Annotated in this window: 17 protein-coding genes; all 17 read left to right on the top strand. The window is 41.7% G+C overall.

Annotation, left to right across the window (positions count from 1 at the left end; translation table 11 throughout):
* Positions 1-187 precede the first annotated feature (187 nt).
* The 17 genes from A3GG_RS12925 to A3GG_RS0110290 all read left to right on the top strand — a co-directional run bounded on the left by A3GG_RS12925 (position 188) and on the right by A3GG_RS0110290 (position 15,888).
* Positions 188-1,624: a toxin-antitoxin system YwqK family antitoxin gene (locus tag A3GG_RS12925; RefSeq protein WP_018359224.1), complete on the top strand. Its 1,437-nt coding sequence runs from the start codon at positions 188-190 to the stop codon at positions 1,622-1,624.
* Between the two features lie 129 nt (positions 1,625-1,753).
* A complete protein-coding gene (locus A3GG_RS0110370; RefSeq protein WP_018359223.1) occupies positions 1,754-2,131 on the top strand; it encodes a DUF4134 family protein in 378 nt (125 codons plus the stop codon).
* A 2-nt stretch (positions 2,132-2,133) separates the two neighbouring features.
* Entirely contained in the window at positions 2,134-2,475 is a 342-nt protein-coding gene (locus A3GG_RS14050; RefSeq protein WP_018359222.1) for a DUF4133 domain-containing protein, read from the top strand.
* Complete coding sequence (locus A3GG_RS0110360) at positions 2,451-4,991, top strand: TraG family conjugative transposon ATPase (protein ID WP_018359221.1); 2,541 nt, start codon at positions 2,451-2,453, stop codon at positions 4,989-4,991. The genes A3GG_RS14050 and A3GG_RS0110360 overlap by 25 nt, the downstream gene beginning before the upstream one ends.
* Positions 4,992-5,041: 50 nt before the next feature.
* Positions 5,042-5,740 carry a hypothetical protein gene (locus tag A3GG_RS0110355; protein ID WP_018359220.1) on the top strand — a complete coding sequence of 233 codons (699 nt, stop codon included), beginning with the start codon at positions 5,042-5,044 and terminating at the stop codon, positions 5,738-5,740.
* Positions 5,741-5,783: 43 nt separating this feature from the next.
* On the top strand, positions 5,784-6,713 hold the full coding sequence (locus A3GG_RS0110350; RefSeq protein WP_018359219.1) for a TraJ family protein: 930 nt from the start codon (positions 5,784-5,786) through the stop codon (positions 6,711-6,713).
* 11 nt (positions 6,714-6,724) lie between these two features.
* Complete coding sequence (locus tag A3GG_RS0110345) at positions 6,725-8,263, top strand: TraJ family protein (protein WP_018359218.1); 1,539 nt, start codon at positions 6,725-6,727, stop codon at positions 8,261-8,263.
* A gap of 30 nt (positions 8,264-8,293) precedes the next feature.
* Positions 8,294-8,935 (top strand): conjugative transposon protein TraK, encoded by a 642-nt coding sequence (gene traK, locus A3GG_RS0110340; protein ID WP_018359217.1) that lies wholly within the window; start codon positions 8,294-8,296, stop codon positions 8,933-8,935.
* A 32-nt stretch (positions 8,936-8,967) separates the two neighbouring features.
* Positions 8,968-9,375 (top strand): hypothetical protein, encoded by a 408-nt coding sequence (locus A3GG_RS0110335; protein ID WP_018359216.1) that lies wholly within the window; start codon positions 8,968-8,970, stop codon positions 9,373-9,375.
* 17 nt (positions 9,376-9,392) lie between these two features.
* A complete protein-coding gene (gene traM, locus A3GG_RS0110330; protein ID WP_018359215.1) occupies positions 9,393-10,556 on the top strand; it encodes a conjugative transposon protein TraM in 1,164 nt (387 codons plus the stop codon).
* 24 nt (positions 10,557-10,580) lie between these two features.
* Positions 10,581-11,501: a conjugative transposon protein TraN gene (gene traN / locus A3GG_RS0110325; RefSeq protein ID WP_026215781.1), complete on the top strand. Its 921-nt coding sequence runs from the start codon at positions 10,581-10,583 to the stop codon at positions 11,499-11,501.
* Positions 11,491-12,084, top strand: a complete 594-nt coding sequence (locus tag A3GG_RS0110320; RefSeq protein ID WP_018359213.1) for a conjugal transfer protein TraO — start codon at positions 11,491-11,493, stop codon at positions 12,082-12,084. Before traN ends, A3GG_RS0110320 begins: the two co-directional genes overlap by 11 nt.
* Positions 12,085-12,132: 48 nt before the next feature.
* Positions 12,133-12,513, top strand: a complete 381-nt coding sequence (locus A3GG_RS13495; protein ID WP_018359212.1) for a hypothetical protein — start codon at positions 12,133-12,135, stop codon at positions 12,511-12,513.
* 372 nt (positions 12,514-12,885) lie between these two features.
* Complete coding sequence (locus A3GG_RS0110305) at positions 12,886-13,644, top strand: nucleotidyl transferase AbiEii/AbiGii toxin family protein (protein WP_018359210.1); 759 nt, start codon at positions 12,886-12,888, stop codon at positions 13,642-13,644.
* Between the two features lie 173 nt (positions 13,645-13,817).
* Complete coding sequence (locus A3GG_RS0110300; RefSeq protein WP_018359209.1) at positions 13,818-14,684, top strand: hypothetical protein; 867 nt, start codon at positions 13,818-13,820, stop codon at positions 14,682-14,684.
* A gap of 94 nt (positions 14,685-14,778) precedes the next feature.
* Positions 14,779-14,964: a hypothetical protein gene (locus A3GG_RS0110295; RefSeq protein WP_018359208.1), complete on the top strand. Its 186-nt coding sequence runs from the start codon at positions 14,779-14,781 to the stop codon at positions 14,962-14,964.
* Positions 14,965-15,078: 114 nt separating this feature from the next.
* A complete protein-coding gene (locus A3GG_RS0110290) occupies positions 15,079-15,888 on the top strand; it encodes a toxin-antitoxin system YwqK family antitoxin (protein WP_018359207.1) in 810 nt (269 codons plus the stop codon).
* Positions 15,889-16,080 lie beyond the last annotated feature (192 nt).

Raw genomic sequence — 16,080 nt, 5'->3', positions numbered from 1 at the left:
TTTGAAATGTTAAAGTTTTTCGCAGTCAAATATTTTAACTCGATATGACTCCTTCTTTTTGAGCTATACGCCTCTTTTATCTTTTCAAAGAGAAATTGCATGCCACGATACCCCACTTTGAGGTCTCGTGGCATTTCTGTTTAACCTTTGCTCTACGTATAATAAGAACAGATGATTCGTATATAGTATGAGTGAACAAGTTGCGACTAAGAGGGTGTTGGAGACTGTAGATATATGGCTAAGGAGAGATCTTGATTTATCAGAGGAGGATAAAATGTCTTTCTTAACATATATCTCTCCTATGCGTAATGTCAACGCCCTAATGACAGGGCGATGGTTTTCTAAGAGTGTAGTAAGGCTTCCTGAGGATCAGCCTAAGATTGATGAGGCGGTGGAGATAGCACGTAGAGCGAAGGTTGATCCTATGAGTTATGATAGTCCGATGTCTCTCATTGAGGCTTTCAAGAAATATAAGTTGCGAGAGGGTGCCGTTAATCCTGATACTGTACCCGAACTAAGTAATAAGCGTGAGATCGGTTATGGGATTACGGTCTACGATGTAGATGATACTCCTGAAGGTCAACTTGCGATGCGACGGATTGTTGACACTCATTTCGGAGAGGATGCCAACCCTTGGTGTTTGCTTCAAGGAGATGGTGACGGTGGTGTCACTGATGCTGCTTGGGATTATTGGCAACACTATGATGGATGTGAGAAGAAAGTCGCTTTTGAGAACGGCAAATTGATTGCCTTCTGTGCGAATGAGGATAGTAATGATTTGTGGTGGGATCGTCAGGACGAAGCGCATGATGGTGTTCCTCTTCTAAACTATTTAATTCCTGATGATGAGTTGGGACGATCGGCTGACTTGGAGATTGGTGTGTATGGAAACGTAGTGAATAAAACAAATGTTCATAAAGGGAATTGGCAGAATGGTCTCTTTGAGAAGTGGTACGCTAATGGCCAGTTGTCTTCTAGGGCGAATTATAAGGAAGACAAGTTAGACGGTCTTTTGGAGCGTTGGCGCTTTAATGGTCAGCTAGAGGAGCGTGGTCATTGGGAAAACGGAAAAAGAGAAGGACTTTCTGAACGTTGGTACGAGGATGGTAGTCCGTGGATTCGTTCTAGTTATAAGGAAGACAAGTTAGACGGTCTTTATGAGCGTTGGTATCCTAACGGTCAGCTAGAGGAGCGCTCTCATTGGAGGAATGGTGGAAAGCATGGTCTTTTAGAGCGTTGGCATCCTAATGGTCGGTTGTCTCTGCGCAGACACTTCAAGGACGATCAGAAGCATGGTCTCTATGAGGAGTGGCACTCTAATGGTCATTTGTTTTTCAGGGTGAATTATAAGGAAGACAAACTAGATGGTCTCTATGAGCGTTGGCGCGATGATGGACAACAGTGGGAGCGATCTAATTGGAGGGATGATCAAAAGCATGGTCTTTGTGAAAAACTTAGAGACTATATGGAGGTGGACTCTGTTATATACGATATGGGGAAAGAGGTAAGTCGCCAAGTTCTTAATGACTTCACTCCAATTAAAGGGGGTATTCAAAATGAAAAAATGACAGGCAAGCATCTGAATATCCTTTCCCCTAAGCGGAAGAGAGGTCGAGGTCTTTGAGCTATCTTTATCTTTTCAAAGAGAAATCGTATGCCACGATACCCCACTTTTAGGTGCCCCTATTAAGAGCTGCTACCTTTGAGTTGATATTAGTAATTGTGTTATTTCAAACTAAATATTTATTTGATTATGAAACAAAAGATTTTGGGAATATCTAATCGTGTTAGAGCCCTTTTTGCGAGAGGTGCCGTTACCTCTCACCGTGTCTTTTATCTTGGTGCCTTGGGACTGCTCCCTGCTTCCTCTTACGCACAGATAGAGGACGTTAATAACGCATTGTCTGGCGTCAAAAGAGATCTGTCAACATTTGGAGGGACTGTAATAGGGGTGGTTAAGATTCTTGTAGGCGTTTTGGCCGTTGTTGCCCTAGTTACTCTAGTTGTAAAGTTCCAAGAAGGCGATCATGAGGCGAAGAAAAAACTAACCATGTGGTTAGGCGCCCTCGTTATCTTTTTTGTTGCGTTAACCGTAATCGAGCAAATGTTTTCGCTTAGAGAAAGCTCATAATTATGTTCGAGGTCACAGTTTATAAGGGGTCGGGTCGTGAGATTACTCTGGGTAATCTCACGTGGCCCTATGCCATAACGCTCTTTGTTGGTCTAATAGTCACTGTTGCTTTATATATTGTCCTTTCCTTGGCTTATAATATAGGTTTTTGGGGACTTCTTTTTTCTATAGCCCTTTTCGTCGGTTTTTCCAATTTTGTTGTGAGATTGTCCAAGCGTTATGGGAAAGGTGGGTTGTCCAAAACCATTGCACGCTATAAACTCCCAGAACGAATAAAAGGGGGTATTACCCTCATAAGTAGAATAGAGTTACTAGAGTCATGTTCAAAACCAAAAAGAAGGTAAGCCCTCTTCAGGAGGTGCTGCCCATTGTCGCAGTTGAGAACGACTTCCTTATAAGTAAGCAAGCAACCTTTACCGCTTGCTATGAAGTCACCTTGCCCGAGATCTTTAGTCTCTCCGAAATAGATTACGAAAAGATCCAGAGTATATGGTATCGAGCAATAAATATTTTGCCCGATCTTACCGTTGTACACAAGCAAGACCATTTCATCAGCAAGCGTTATGAAGTTGATTTTGGTGCTAAAGAGTTTAGCTTCTTTGATAAGGCCTACGAAAGACACTTCTTAGAGAGACCTTATCAAGACCATAAGTGCTACCTCTACATAACCAAATGTAATCCCAAAAACTTCCGAACAGAGACCCTTTTTAGCACCTTAACCCATCGTCGCCTACTCCCTTATGGTGCACTTGATATGGAAGCCCTAGAGATTTTCTCAGATAAACTTCTTCAGTTTGAAGAAATCTTCGGTGAGGGCTCATTCATGAAGATTCGTCGTCTTCCCAGAGAAGAGTTAGTAGGCACGAGTGTTGGTGGGGATGGACACTCCATAAAGAAAGGGATCGTAGAAGAGTATCTTACACTATTCCAAGACATTCCTCTTACCGACATCTCTCTTCATGAAGACCATGTTAAAGTAGGTAATTATTATGTAGATGCACATTGTGTATCAAACATAGACTACCTCCCTAATATGGTAACCTCATCTGTGAACAATGATATGTACTCCGTTGGGAGCAACAAACAGCAACTCTCTTTTTTGAGTCCTATTGGCTTGTTGCTTCCTTGCGACCATATCGTCAACCAGTACATTTACCTTGAGGACACTAAAGAGGTTGTTAAGCGATTAGAGCAGAAGAAAAACATACTAATAAGTGTGTCCTCTATCGCCACAAACAACCAAGGGAGTAGAGACTCATTGGTTGAGTTCTTAAATGTCCAAGGAAAAGATGCGGCACGTCTTGTTCGGTCTCATATCAATGTATTAAGTTTTTCTGAGAGTCCAGAAGAGCGTAAGAAGTTGAATGCTAAAGTCGCTGCTGCCTTAGCAAAGTGTGACATTATGCCCTATCGAGACACGATAACAGTACCACAGATATTTTGGGCGGGCATTCCTGGTTGTGGTAACGATATTTCCCCAGATGACACCTTCATCTGCTTCTTGTCCACTGTTACTTGCTTGATGACCCTAGAGACCAACTATCGTGATAGCCCATCCCCCTTTGGCATTAAGCTCTGCGAGCGCTTATCGGGCAGACCGGTTCATGTAGACATTAGTGATGAGCCGATGAAGAAAGGTATCATCAATAACCGTAACAAGTTCATTGTGGGACCATCTGGGTCAGGCAAGTCCTTCTTCATGAACCACATGTTACGGCAGTACTACGAGCAAGGTACACATGTCGTGATTGTTGACGTAGGTCATAGTTACGAGCACCTTTGTCAAATTATCAATATCAAGACCAAAGGAGAAGACGGGATCTACTACACTTATGATGAAAATAATCCATTAAGTTTTAATCCTTTCTACACAGATGACTATATCTATAGTGAGGATAAAAAGAACTCATTGGCTACTCTCCTTTTTACCTTGTGGAAAGGCGCAGAAGAACCTATCACGAACACAGAACGAAGTGTTATGGGTAGTGCTATAGAATCTTACATAGATTTTATCCGAGAGCACCGAGAGGTTCGCCCTTGCTTTGATAGTTTCTATGGTTATATGCACGAGGTCTATCGTAAGATCATGGAGAACAGTCAAGTCATTGTTGATGAGTATGATTTCGACCTTGATAATTTCTTGGTGACCCTCGATCCTTATATTACAGGTCATCGCCTTGGTTATCTCCTCAATAGTGATGCCAACATAGACCTCCTGAAGAAGAAGTTCGTTGTTTTCGAGATCGATAAGATAAAAGATAATTTAGAGCTACTTCCTATCATCACCATTATTATTACAGATATGTTCATCAACAAGATGCGCATGCTTCCCAAAGATGTGCGTAAAGTGATAGTGATAGAAGAGGCTTGGAGTGCTTTGGCTAATGCTAATATGGCCGACTTTATAGCCTATCTATACCGCACAGTGCGTAAGTTCTACGGAGAAGCAATGGTTGTCACCCAGAATATCTCAGACCTTGTCGGCAATCAAGTGGTCAAAGACACTATCGTCAATAACAGTGACTGTAAGATAGTCCTAGACATGGGTAAGTTCTCAGAACACTTTGATGCTATTGCTGAGATGCTTGGACTTAACATGAAGCAGCGGGCTCAAGTCCTTTCGATAAATGCTGCCAAAGGCGATACCAAGGGACGTAACCCTTTCAAGGAGGCATGGATAGGACTAGGTGAGAGTTTCGGGGTTGTGTACGCCACAGAAGTGAGTCGAGAAGAATACTTTGCATATACCACCGAGAGTAGTGAGAAAGAAAAAGTGAAGAGAGAGCTCGCTAAATGTGATAATAACATAGATAGAGCCTTAACACATCTCGCAAGTGCCGATGCAGACAAGAATAGTTGATGTGAATTCAACATATAAGATTATTGTTTAACCACAAAATGTTTTGATTTATGAAACAAGCTTTTAGACGTGTAACACTTTTGGTGTTAATCTTCATTGGGGGTTACTCTGTTGTTGTCCCTAATGCCCATGCCTTTGCCGTTGGAGCTATTATCGAAGGTGCCTTCAAGCTCGGAGAGAAGATAATCGGAGGAGCCAAGACCGCCTCTACTCTTGCAGTTGTAAAGCAAATTCTTGATGGTACAGGCAAGCTAGATGCTAAGTTGGGAGGGCTCAAGGATTTGTCCAAGGGCATGTCCAATGATATTGCAGGTCTTTGGAAGGCTACTGATCAGTTTTATAAAGATCTAAAGAAAATTAGTCAGGGAGTAGAGACTTATAGAGACATGCTTCGACTTGCCGATAACACAAGAGCCGTGTATGGCTACTGTGGCTCTGCCGTCCTCCTTTCTGCTCGTAGTCCCTATCTAACCCTTGATGAGCACGAGTATGTTCTGACACGCTCAGTAGAGATACAAGAGTATGTTCAGAAGCGTATTCAAAATATGCTCGACCTCGTTACCTCTAGTGAGGTGAGCATGAATGATTATGAGCGTATGCAATTGCTTGGTCAGATTGCAGACGAGCAACAACGAGCCGTTGTTTCATCTCGTTCACTCGTGGCGAAAGTCAAAGGTCTAGAGTTAAGACATCAGCAAAAAGCTAAAGATCGAGCCTTTAGAGATAGCTTCTTAAACATGAAGTTGTAATCTGAGAAATGTTTTGTTTGTAATATTTTGAGAATTTGAGTTTATGAATGGGGTAGATGGATTCGTCCTTTCGCTTTCTGGTCTGATAAATAATCTATTTGGATCCATGGAGAGTGCGGCAGAAGTTTTGGTTGGTTTTAGTACTACCTTGGCAGGGATTGGTTGCGTTGTCTATATCGCTTCGATTATTCTTCCCGCCATTGAGCGAGTGGATCGCATTCCTATCTACCCTCTTCTTAAACCCCTCTTCGTTGCCTTTGTTGTCGTTAACTTCCCTATGTTGGCTGGTGTTGTGAGCGATGCATCTACAGGAGTTGGTGAAGTTATTTCTAGTATGGTTACTTCGGACGATGCGGCTTCATATCTTACACTTTTCGCAGAGAAGGTAGATAAAGTTATGGAAGAACAGGAGCTGGCACAAGATTCTGCCCTAAATGGAGGAGTAGATTCTTCTTCCGCTGGATCCGAAGGTAATACAGATGGTTCAGATGAGGCGATGAACGTTTTCGAGAAGGTTGGATTTAAGATCCTATACAGGTTTATCGTTCCAGGTGCAGCATTCCTCGCTATTCTTTTGGGACAAGTCATTTATATAGGGATGTTGCTTTTTAGCAAGTTCTTTCTTTTCATCCTTACCATCGTAGGTCCCCTTAGTTTCGCTTTGAGCCAGTTCAAAATCTTTGCTGGATCGTTCTCTCAGTGGTTAGCACGTTTTATCTCTGTGTCGTTATGGCCAGGGTTGTGTGGTATTGTTCGAGGTGTGAATGACCATATCATTAAAGCTATTGCTGATAATATGGGGAACACTTTTACAGCTGCTATCGTGGGTCTAGTTCTTATTATCTTTTGTGGAACCCTATACCTTCATGTTCCGACCTTGGCAGACTTCGTAGTCCAGAGTGGAGGTGTAGGTAATGTAGGTAGTTCTGCGAAGAATGTAATTAAGTCTGGATTAAATAAGTTGATGCGTTAACTCTATATCTTATGAGCTTAGAAGACTTGCTAAATGGTGTTGATGAAACTATTGCAAACAGCAATAGCTTCATTGTTGATGTCTTTGATAGTATTGACGAAGGGATCTTGGGCGTTATGGATCCAATCATAACGATTTCCACAGTACTTGCAGGCATTGGTTGTGTGATTTACCTTGCACAAATCATTCTCCCAATGATTGAGAGCATTGAGGGTATCCGTATTTATCCCCTTCTAAAGCCTCTTTTAGTCGCTTTTATCATTAGTCATTTCACCGTATTGACAGGTCTGCTTGATGCGGGGTTGACTAATTTGAGTACTACTATAAGTACGGGATATGAGTCACAAAAAGCCTCAGGTTATGACTTTGACGAAGCTCTAAATCGCAATAAACAGATCCTTAAAGAGGAGATTGCTGCTGCGAGGCAAGAGCGAAAGTATGATGCTTTGAAGGTCGTTGAACAGTTGTTTTTCCCAGTGCTGGCTGTTGGAGAGTGGTTCATGCAACAAATAGACATATTATTGTTGTATCTAAAATACAATGTGTTTTTCCCTATTCTTGCATGGGTTGCCAATATGATCGGAAACATTGCTTATCTTATCGTTAATTTGATGAGTCGTTTCTATAGAGTCTTCCTTTGCATATTAGGTCCCCTCGCATTTGCTCTCAGTCAATTCTCGTATTTCCAGAGTAGTTTTGGTTCGTGGATGGCACGATATATCTCCGTTGGATTATGGCCGACCTTTGCCAACCTCTTAAAGTATATGAGTAATCAAGTGTTAGTTCAGTTAGGTGGTGCCTTTGGAGATTCCTTTGAGGGTATGATTGCTTTGTTCCTTATCATTATAATGATTGCCTTCCTCTATTTCAAAATACCCGAGATTAGTGAGTATGTTGTCACTTCTGGAGGTGCTGCTGGACTTAATGCCTCCATGGCTAAGAATATTAAGCGTAGTGCGGCTTTAGCGACTGCTGCGCCGGCAGGTATTGCCGCTGGAGCCATGCTGGCTGCTAATGATGGTGTCCTCTCTAGCAAGCTAGCCCAAAAAGTACACGATACCCTTACAAAGACTGGTTCGTTTGGTCGTATCAACAGGATGGGACAAAAAATAGGAGCTGCAACAGGCAAGACTGTGAGGTCGGGTACCGATTATATTGTATCCAAGTTTAAGAAAGAGACAGACGAGGAGCGTTATATCCGCCGAGAAAATAGGGTTGCGAATAAGATGGAGCGCAGAGAAAAGGCTATGGCTCCTACAAAGAAAGAGATGCGAAAGAGAGCTAAAATGCTTCGTTCGCAACAGAGACATGGTTTTCGTCTCTCCCCCGACCAAGAAGAGGTCCTTTATCGACACAAATCGGGAGACTATAAGGGACGAGGTAAATTTTACGCTACAACACCAGAGCAAAAGGCGAGAGAGAGTCAGATTGCTATGCGTCGTTTCTTCCTCAATGGTCTTGATAAGGGTATTCGAGCCCAATCCAGAATGGGGAATCCAATCACCCCACCCTCGGGGTGGCATCCACCGTTTCTGTTTCCACAGCAATAACCAAGAAAAAAATAGAAAAAGAAGTGTTATATGAATGAATTTAAGGTATTGCCTAATTTAGAGGCTAATTACAAGAAGATGAGATTCTATACCCTCGCCTTCATTGTCTTTTGTATCATTGTCACTGGGCTTGCTTTAGTGTATAGTTATATGCAGGTTCAGGAGGGGAAACGTAATATTTACGTCCTCGACAAATCTGGTAGTATGATGTTAGCCATCAAGCAAGATGCTAAGATTAGTCGTCCTATTGAGGCAAGAGAACATGTTCGTCGTTTCCACGACCTCCTTCTCACGCTCACGCCAGACGATAAGGCAATTAATGAGAATCTTAACAGCGCTATTGCCATGGCCGATAATAGTGCTTATGTCTATTACTCAGATCTCGCAGAGAAAAATTATTACCAACGCATTGTTAACAATGACGTTGTCCAAACGGTTCTCTGTGACTCAATACAGGTAAATATGGATACCTACCCTTATTCGTGGCGGTTTTATGGGAAGCAACGCATTACACGAGCGAGCGTTCTTGTCGTTAGGAACTTTGTCAGCGAAGGAGGTCTTGTTGATGTCGTTCGTAGTGATAATAACCCTAGTGGTTTTATGCTTACTAATTTCAAAGTACTCGATAACAGTGAAATAAAGAGCGAGACAAGACGCACATTCGGAAGATAATCAATAATAATAAATAACAATATCAAGAAATTATGGAAAAGAAAGAAACGCAGACACTAGAAGAGAAGAGTGTAGAGGCAACTAAAGAGGATCCTACTGAAAAGAAAGATTTGTGGAAGAAGATGGCTGATGCTATCCCAGAGCGACATGTCGGCAAATTGCTGATTTTTATGTTAGTTGTTATTGTTCTTGGCATCGGTTTCAATTTCTATTCTGCTTTTTGGGGCGGTCCGAGATTGCGATCAGAGCTTAAGGCAAAGAATGCGGAGGTTGAGATGCTACAGAAAGACCTAGAGCGGGTCAGAAGTGGAGCTGTGAATGCAGACCTTCCTCTTGAGGGGAGTCTGCCCGATGAGGTTGTTTTAGATGAGTTCAATACTAATACGCCTGATAGTGTTATTTTTAATGCTTATGGAGATGGGGTTGAACCAGAGTTGTAAGAAAGAAAGGAGAATATATGGAGATTCCTAAAGATAAAAAGAATCTTGCTGTCCTCGTTTTATTGGGTGTGATCGGATTCCTTGTTGTGTATTATCTCGCCATACGCCCCATGTTGGGGCAAGGGAAGAGTGAAGGATCTACAGCAGAAACAGGCGTGGTAGAAGAGCTTCCTGACGCAGCCCCCATTGACATTATGGGAAAAGGGATCGACAAAAAGATCGACCCTGTTGCTACAGAAGAGGAAGAGGCTATTACTGCTGTTTTCCAAGAACAGCAATCCTCTATGGGTGAGGTCGAGATCCCTAAAGAGTATGATGTCCCTCTTACCGATAATGCTTCGGACCAGGAGCGTATGGTGCGTATCATGGAACTACAAGAGCGTTATCGCAATAATAACGAGAACTTTGCGGTTGATATGGCTCGTAGGCAAGCCGAATCAGAAAAGGCTGCTTTACAGAAAGAGGCCAACAATTATAAAGAGTTGTACGAGCAAAGTATAGCGGATAATAATGAGATGGCCAGGCGCATTGCAGATGCCGAAGTAGTTAATAACTCGATGGATGATCGTCAATTTTTGCGGGTAACTGCAAAACGAGGAGAGGTTGTATCTAGTCTCGGAGAGGCAGACACCCCAGCGACCGTCTTTTATGGCGGTGGACGGAGATCAAAGGATAATAGTAATATCATGCGTAATGCCCTTAAGGCAACCATCCAACAGACCGTGACCGTTAAGGATGGCGATATCCTGCCACTACGCTTAACCGAAGATGCTTATGCAGGGACAACCGTTTTGACGGCTGGTACAGTTATCAATGGCATTGTTCGCCTGAACGGCACGAGGATGGAAGTACAGGTCTCTAACATAGAATACAGAGGTCGCATAATGGAAGTAAGTCTTTCTGTATATGATGTAGATGCTCAAAAAGGTATTTATGTTCCAGAGGGGGATATTGCTCAAGCCGCCACCAAAGCTGCGTCCGCTGTCGGAGATGGTGTTCTTCAGGCAAGTACCACCGCCTCAAGTGGACTCAGTATCTCAGAGTCTCCTAAGGCTGCTGTTGCTGGAGTTGTTGCTCGGGGAGCTATTGCGGGTATTGGAAGTCTGTTGAAAGGGAGCGAAAGAGTTCCTTCTGTTACGATTCACTCAGGATACAAAATATTCCTGATGAATGAAAGATAAGTTGAATATATAAGTAATATAACTATGAGAATAATTAAAAGTTTGTTTGTTGCTATGGGACTTTGTCTTACTTTCCCTTTTTCTTCTCAAGCACAAGGAAGAGTCGAGGCAAAAGGCATTCCCTCCGATCGTGTCATAACGCCCTATCAACTCGAAGTTAGTAGTGTTAAGACCGTTCATATCCTATTCCCAAGTTCTGTCGTATATGTCGACCTAGGAACCCCAGTTATTGCTGCTGACGTTCCAGCTGATGCCCAAAACATCGTTCGGGTAAAGGCTGTTAAGGAGCGTTTCAACGAAGAGACAAATCTTAGCGTGGTTTGCGAAGATGGTTCTTTTTACAACTTCAATGTTGTTTATAGACACCAACCGTCTAAACTCAATATTGAGATGCAGAGTTATAGCAAAGAGGAAGATGCGACTGCTGCTCCTCAAAATAATATTGGGGTTCTGACAAGTGATCTGTATGGAGAAAGTCCCCGAGAGGTAGATGCTGCGATGAAGTATATTGCGAATCAGAACCGAACCCTCTTCCGTCATATTGGTGTTCAGAAGTATGGTATACAGTTCCAACTTAAGTCTCTCCATTATCATGGTGGCATTTACTATTTCCACCTATACGTCAAGAATGGTTCCAAGGTCGGTTATATCTTGGATTACGTAGACTTCAAGGTTGTGGACAAAAAGCTCGCTAAGCGTAGTGCCATGCAAATTCAGCAACTCCAACCTGTCCGAGTATATAACCTTGTCCAGAACATTAAGGGCTCAGGTCGAGCTAATGTCGTTTTTGCTATCCCTATCTTTTCTATGCCTGATGGTAAGGTTTTAGAGATTAGTCTCTACGAGAAGGGTGGCGGACGAACCCTCAGTATGATTGTAGATGGAGATGATCTCCTTAAGGCTCACGAATTAGATAACTTTAGAAAAATAGATTATGAACATTAAAAGATTAATTGCGTTAGTGGTGTTTGTGTGCACCTTCTCTTTCCTTTTCCCTCAGGAAGGTTCGTCCCAAGTGATGTTTGTCGGGACTAAGATGGTAACTATCAAGGGTGGTATCCCTTATAGAGGCAAGCCGTTTCACACACCTGGTTCGTTTACGGCAGGGGTGGAATATTCTCAATTTGTGAAGAGTGGCAATTATTGGTCTGTTGGGCTTGATGCCGAGATGAATAATATTCCTAAGAAAGAGTTCTTCATTCCAGAGCTCATCGCCACAGCTAATGGTGGCTATAACTTGTTCCTTATTGGAGACAATACTAGGCGATTGAATTTTTACGCTTCTGCAAAAGCATCACTTGGTTATGGTCTAATCAATAAGGGAGAGAAGAAGCTCGTTGATGGGGATGAGTTACCCAAGACTCAGACTTTTGTCTATGGTGGTGCTCTCGGTGTGCATACCGATTTATACCTTACGTCTAGACTTACTCTTATGCTAGGCGCAGGGACAAAGTTCTTGTGGGGCACCCCCTCAAATACAGTAATGCGTCCATACTTTGAGGGCGGTATCAAAGTATCATTTTTTTGATTTATTCTTGGTTGCTGAGAGGGGTAGAATTATCTCCCCTCTCAGTTTATGCGTTATTTAATATGGTTTTTTAGATGGCAGGAGAAAGAAATCATTTCGGAACTCAAGAAAGAAGACGGTGATTATGTCGAGAAAGATATTCTGAAGGTTCTTTTCCAATATGTTGGTGAAGAAACGATGCTAATTACAATATACGCTGAAGTTTGCATAATTGCTAAATTCAGCGTATATTTGTTATATGAAATCGTTATTGAGCATATTGTACACATCAGGGAAAACTGTTTTTTCCAATCAAGAGGTAAGACTATTGACACAAGGTACTATCTCCGAAACAGCTTTGCCAAGTCAGCTCTCAAGGCTGGTGAAGAATGGAGATCTGTTAAGGTTAAGGATGGGCATTTATGCGCTCCCCTCATACGATGTTCTTGAGTTTTCGAGTAAGATTCAAGTGCCCTCTTACATCTCCATGGAAACAGTGTTAAGGCAAAATGGTGTTATCTTTCAGTATGATAACACTGTCACCTTGGCCTCTTACCAATCGAAGATCGTCTATGCGTCTAGTAAAGAGGTCTTTGTTTTTCGCAAACTCTCTGACTCTATTCTTATCCGTAGAGAGGGGAAAATAGTTACTCCAAAATACACCATCGCAACTGTTGAGCGTGCGTTCTTGGATTTGTGTTATGTTGACAAGTGGAGAACTTATGAAAACATCTCTCCAATAGATAAATCCAAAGTGGTGCAGCTCCTGCCACTATATGCAAACCATTCGTTAGCTAAACGAGTCTCTGATATATTATCATTATGACTGATATTTCTACTCATTACTCATATCTTTATAGGATCCTTCAGGATATTGCCACTAATAGCTTTTTATCTCCACAGCTCATATTTAAGGGGGGAACAGCATTAATGTTCTTCTATGACCTTCCTCGATTCTCTGTTGACCTTGATTTTACCTTAATCAATAAAGGCGAGGAAGAGGAAGTGTACAGACAATTGTTGGGTATTACGAAAGAGTATGGAAAGATTGCTGATAGCAATTTAGGTTTCTATGGTCCAAAGGTTGTCTTAGATTATGGCATAGGAGAGTGGAATCTTAAAATTGAGGTGTCTAACCGATATTGGGGTGAGCAGTCAGACCTGATGTCTTTAGATGGTTTCTCTATTAATGTTATGAATCCGTCTGACATGTATGCCCATAAATTGATAGCCCTTTCCGAGCGTAAGGGAGTGGCCAACCGTGATATTTTTGATATTCTATTTTTTGAAGAGAATGATATTACCCCTAATGAAGTTCTTATCGAGAAAAGGAAAGGGATTTCGCTCTTGGATCAACTGAAGACTGACCTCACTATTTTAGAGAACTATCCTCAAAATAGAGTACTTTCGTCATTAGCACCTCTACTTACGCCAGAAAAGGCTCAGTGGGCAAGAACGCACCTTTTGAGTTCAACTGTCGCTCAACTTGAGAAACGACTGCGTGCCGAAGAATTAAAACAACGACTCACATTAAATATTCCTGATGCAATGAAGATCCGTCGTAAAGGGATCAAGAGATGAATGGAAGGAGGGAAATAAGTTCATGTTTCTGTCTCAGAGAAGATAAGTGATTAGGTTTTTTCCTCTTTTTCTTCAGAGAAATCGTATGCCACGATACCCCACTTTGAGGTATTGTTGTATTTGTGCCTGATCTTTGTTATTAGATAATTTATTAATTGTAAGAGAATAGAGTTGTGAAAGAGTGTTGGTATAATGACGGGAGACATTTCACAGAGGAAAGAATCTGCGGGAATAGGTATCTCGGGGATGTCGTTAGGCTACGACTTTTTAACTCCCAAGGTCAGTTGGGAAATGAGTGGTTAAATCTAGGTAGTAATTCCCACGGTGTTCAAACAGAGCTAATCTATAATGGCAACGATATAGTAGAAGTGCTACGTAATGTAAGTTTCATGGGTGCTCTTATCGAAAGGATCGACATAGGTTGTACAAAAGAGGATTTGTTTGTTCAATCTTTAGAGGATTTTCTTCTTAAGGATGCAATGTTGGCGTCTGTTGGTTTTACCCCGTTTGTGAAAGATGACCAATTTCTATTGCCTCTGCTTAAGCATGCTGATAATTTGGAAGAGTGTCTAATAGACCTCGCAAACAATGGGCTAGACTCTAAGTTATTCAATGAGGTTGGAATAGATCCTTATAGTGGGATGACTAAAAACTTTTTTATTAAGTATATTGACGAGCTGGATACATGTACTCGTGACATGTTTCCTATTGCGGAGGCATATATGGATTCATACGAGAATAAAACATTTGCTGATGTAGTAGTAGATGAAACATTGAAGGATATTGCATTAAGTTTATCCGACTCGTTACTACTTGAACTTGAAAAAACAATGGATATATATGTTCCTCTTCTTGACGATGATTCTTTGTCTCTTGTTCTAAATAATTTGGAAACCCATCGTTTTGAGATTAAGGATAGGGTCGAGATAGAGTATAATCATCGAACAAACCATCTTACTAAAGTTTTAGATACTCCTGAGTTGAACGGAGGTGAGCTTAAAAAGACGGTTTTTAGGAAGAAAGGAGGTCGAAGTCTTTGATATATCTTTTCCCCTTCTAATAAATCGTATGTCATAATACCCCATTTTGTTCTTGGGGTCATATTTTTTTGTAAGTTTAATAATATAAGTTATCATGAAAGAGAAGAAAAGAACTTTTGTTATCGGTAATAATGAGGAGACAAGACGTCTGAACGCCAGGAATAAGCGTCCTGGACAAAAACGTAGAGATATACCCATGTCTCCTGAAGAAGAGAGAGAACTAGAGTCTCTTAAGAAAGAGATCTATGGAAATGATTTCGGTTACGGCGAGAAAGACTAATTGTTTCATTCCTGCTTTTTCCCAATCAATTGCATGCCACAATACCCCACTTTGAGGTGTTGTGGCATTTCTGTTTGATCTTTGTCGTATGTGTGATTAGAACAGAGACTATATATGAGAGAAAAGTTGATAGAGGTTATATTGGGGTTGATTAAAGAAGAGGATCAATATCCAGAACGGGGAGAGATAGGGTATAATAAGGAGTGTGGTTTATTCTATAGAGGGAACGATTGGAATGGGGTACTTGAGAGGTGGTATCCCGATGGGCAAAAGATGAGAGAGGAAACATACCGCACTGGGCAAAAGGATGGCTTGTGTAGAATGTGGCACTCTAATGGTCAGTTGTCGGAACTTTCTAATTGGAGGAATGGTAGGAAGCATGGTCTTTTGGAGAGGTGGTACGAGAACGGGCAGGTTCAAGAGCGATCTAATTGGAAGCATGGTCTGGAGGATGGTCTTTGTGAGCATTGGCATTCCAACGGTCAGTTATCTATCAAAGTAAATTATAGAGATGGTAAGTTTGAAGGTCATTATGAAAATTGGGTGTCTAATGGTCAACCATGGACTCGCTGTACATATAAGAATGGTCAATATGAAGGCTGCCTGGAGCGTTGGCATAACAATGGTCGGTTGATGGAACGTTCAAATTGGAGGAATGGCAAGAGAGATGGTCTTACTGAGTATTGGCACTCTAATGGTCAGCAAAAAGAGCGTTCTAATTGGAAGGGAGGTCTGGAGCATGGACTTTGTGAAAAACTTAGACCCGATATGAAGGTAAACTCTGTTATATACAATATGGGTAAAGAGGTAAGTCGTCAAGTCCTTAACGACTTCACACCTGTTGATGCTAGTATTCAAGCGGGTAAAAAAGAGAAGCATCTGAATATCCTTTCCCCTAAGCGGAAGAGAGGTCGAGGTCTTTGAGTCATCTTCCTCTTTTTCTCCTGAGAAATCGTATGCCACGATACCCCATTTTGAGGTCTCGTGGCATTTCTGTTTGACCTTTGCTTTACGTGTAATAAGAACAGATAATTCGATTGTATGAGTGAACAGGTTGCGACCAAGAGAGTATTGGAGACTGTAGATATATGGCTAAGGAGAGATCTTGATTTATCA

The organism is Porphyromonas levii DSM 23370 (assembly GCF_000379925.1).
Taxonomy (GTDB): Bacteria; Bacteroidota; Bacteroidia; order Bacteroidales; family Porphyromonadaceae; genus Porphyromonas_A; species Porphyromonas_A levii.
This window is presented reverse-complemented; position numbering and strand designations above follow the sequence as displayed.

Bases quoted from the DNA above. Each gene is read 5' to 3' on its own strand.
- A3GG_RS0110290 (WP_018359207.1), top strand. From the start codon at position 15,079: ATGAGAGAAAAGTTGATAGAGGTTATATTGGGGTTGATTAAAGAAGAG.
- A3GG_RS0110345 (WP_018359218.1), top strand. From the start codon at position 6,725: ATGAGCTTAGAAGACTTGCTAAATGGTGTTGATGAAACTATTGCAAAC.
- A3GG_RS13495 (WP_018359212.1), top strand. From the start codon at position 12,133: ATGCGTTATTTAATATGGTTTTTTAGATGGCAGGAGAAAGAAATCATT.
- A3GG_RS0110360 (WP_018359221.1), top strand. From the start codon at position 2,451: ATGTTCAAAACCAAAAAGAAGGTAAGCCCTCTTCAGGAGGTGCTGCCC.
- A3GG_RS14050 (WP_018359222.1), top strand. From the start codon at position 2,134: ATGTTCGAGGTCACAGTTTATAAGGGGTCGGGTCGTGAGATTACTCTG.
- traM (WP_018359215.1), top strand. From the start codon at position 9,393: ATGGAGATTCCTAAAGATAAAAAGAATCTTGCTGTCCTCGTTTTATTG.
- A3GG_RS0110305 (WP_018359210.1), top strand. From the start codon at position 12,886: ATGACTGATATTTCTACTCATTACTCATATCTTTATAGGATCCTTCAG.
- A3GG_RS12925 (WP_018359224.1), top strand. From the start codon at position 188: ATGAGTGAACAAGTTGCGACTAAGAGGGTGTTGGAGACTGTAGATATA.
- traN (WP_026215781.1), top strand. From the start codon at position 10,581: ATGAGAATAATTAAAAGTTTGTTTGTTGCTATGGGACTTTGTCTTACT.
- A3GG_RS0110355 (WP_018359220.1), top strand. From the start codon at position 5,042: ATGAAACAAGCTTTTAGACGTGTAACACTTTTGGTGTTAATCTTCATT.
- A3GG_RS0110370 (WP_018359223.1), top strand. From the start codon at position 1,754: ATGAAACAAAAGATTTTGGGAATATCTAATCGTGTTAGAGCCCTTTTT.
- A3GG_RS0110320 (WP_018359213.1), top strand. From the start codon at position 11,491: ATGAACATTAAAAGATTAATTGCGTTAGTGGTGTTTGTGTGCACCTTC.
- A3GG_RS0110295 (WP_018359208.1), top strand. From the start codon at position 14,779: ATGAAAGAGAAGAAAAGAACTTTTGTTATCGGTAATAATGAGGAGACA.
- A3GG_RS0110335 (WP_018359216.1), top strand. From the start codon at position 8,968: ATGGAAAAGAAAGAAACGCAGACACTAGAAGAGAAGAGTGTAGAGGCA.
- A3GG_RS0110350 (WP_018359219.1), top strand. From the start codon at position 5,784: ATGAATGGGGTAGATGGATTCGTCCTTTCGCTTTCTGGTCTGATAAAT.
- traK (WP_018359217.1), top strand. From the start codon at position 8,294: ATGAATGAATTTAAGGTATTGCCTAATTTAGAGGCTAATTACAAGAAG.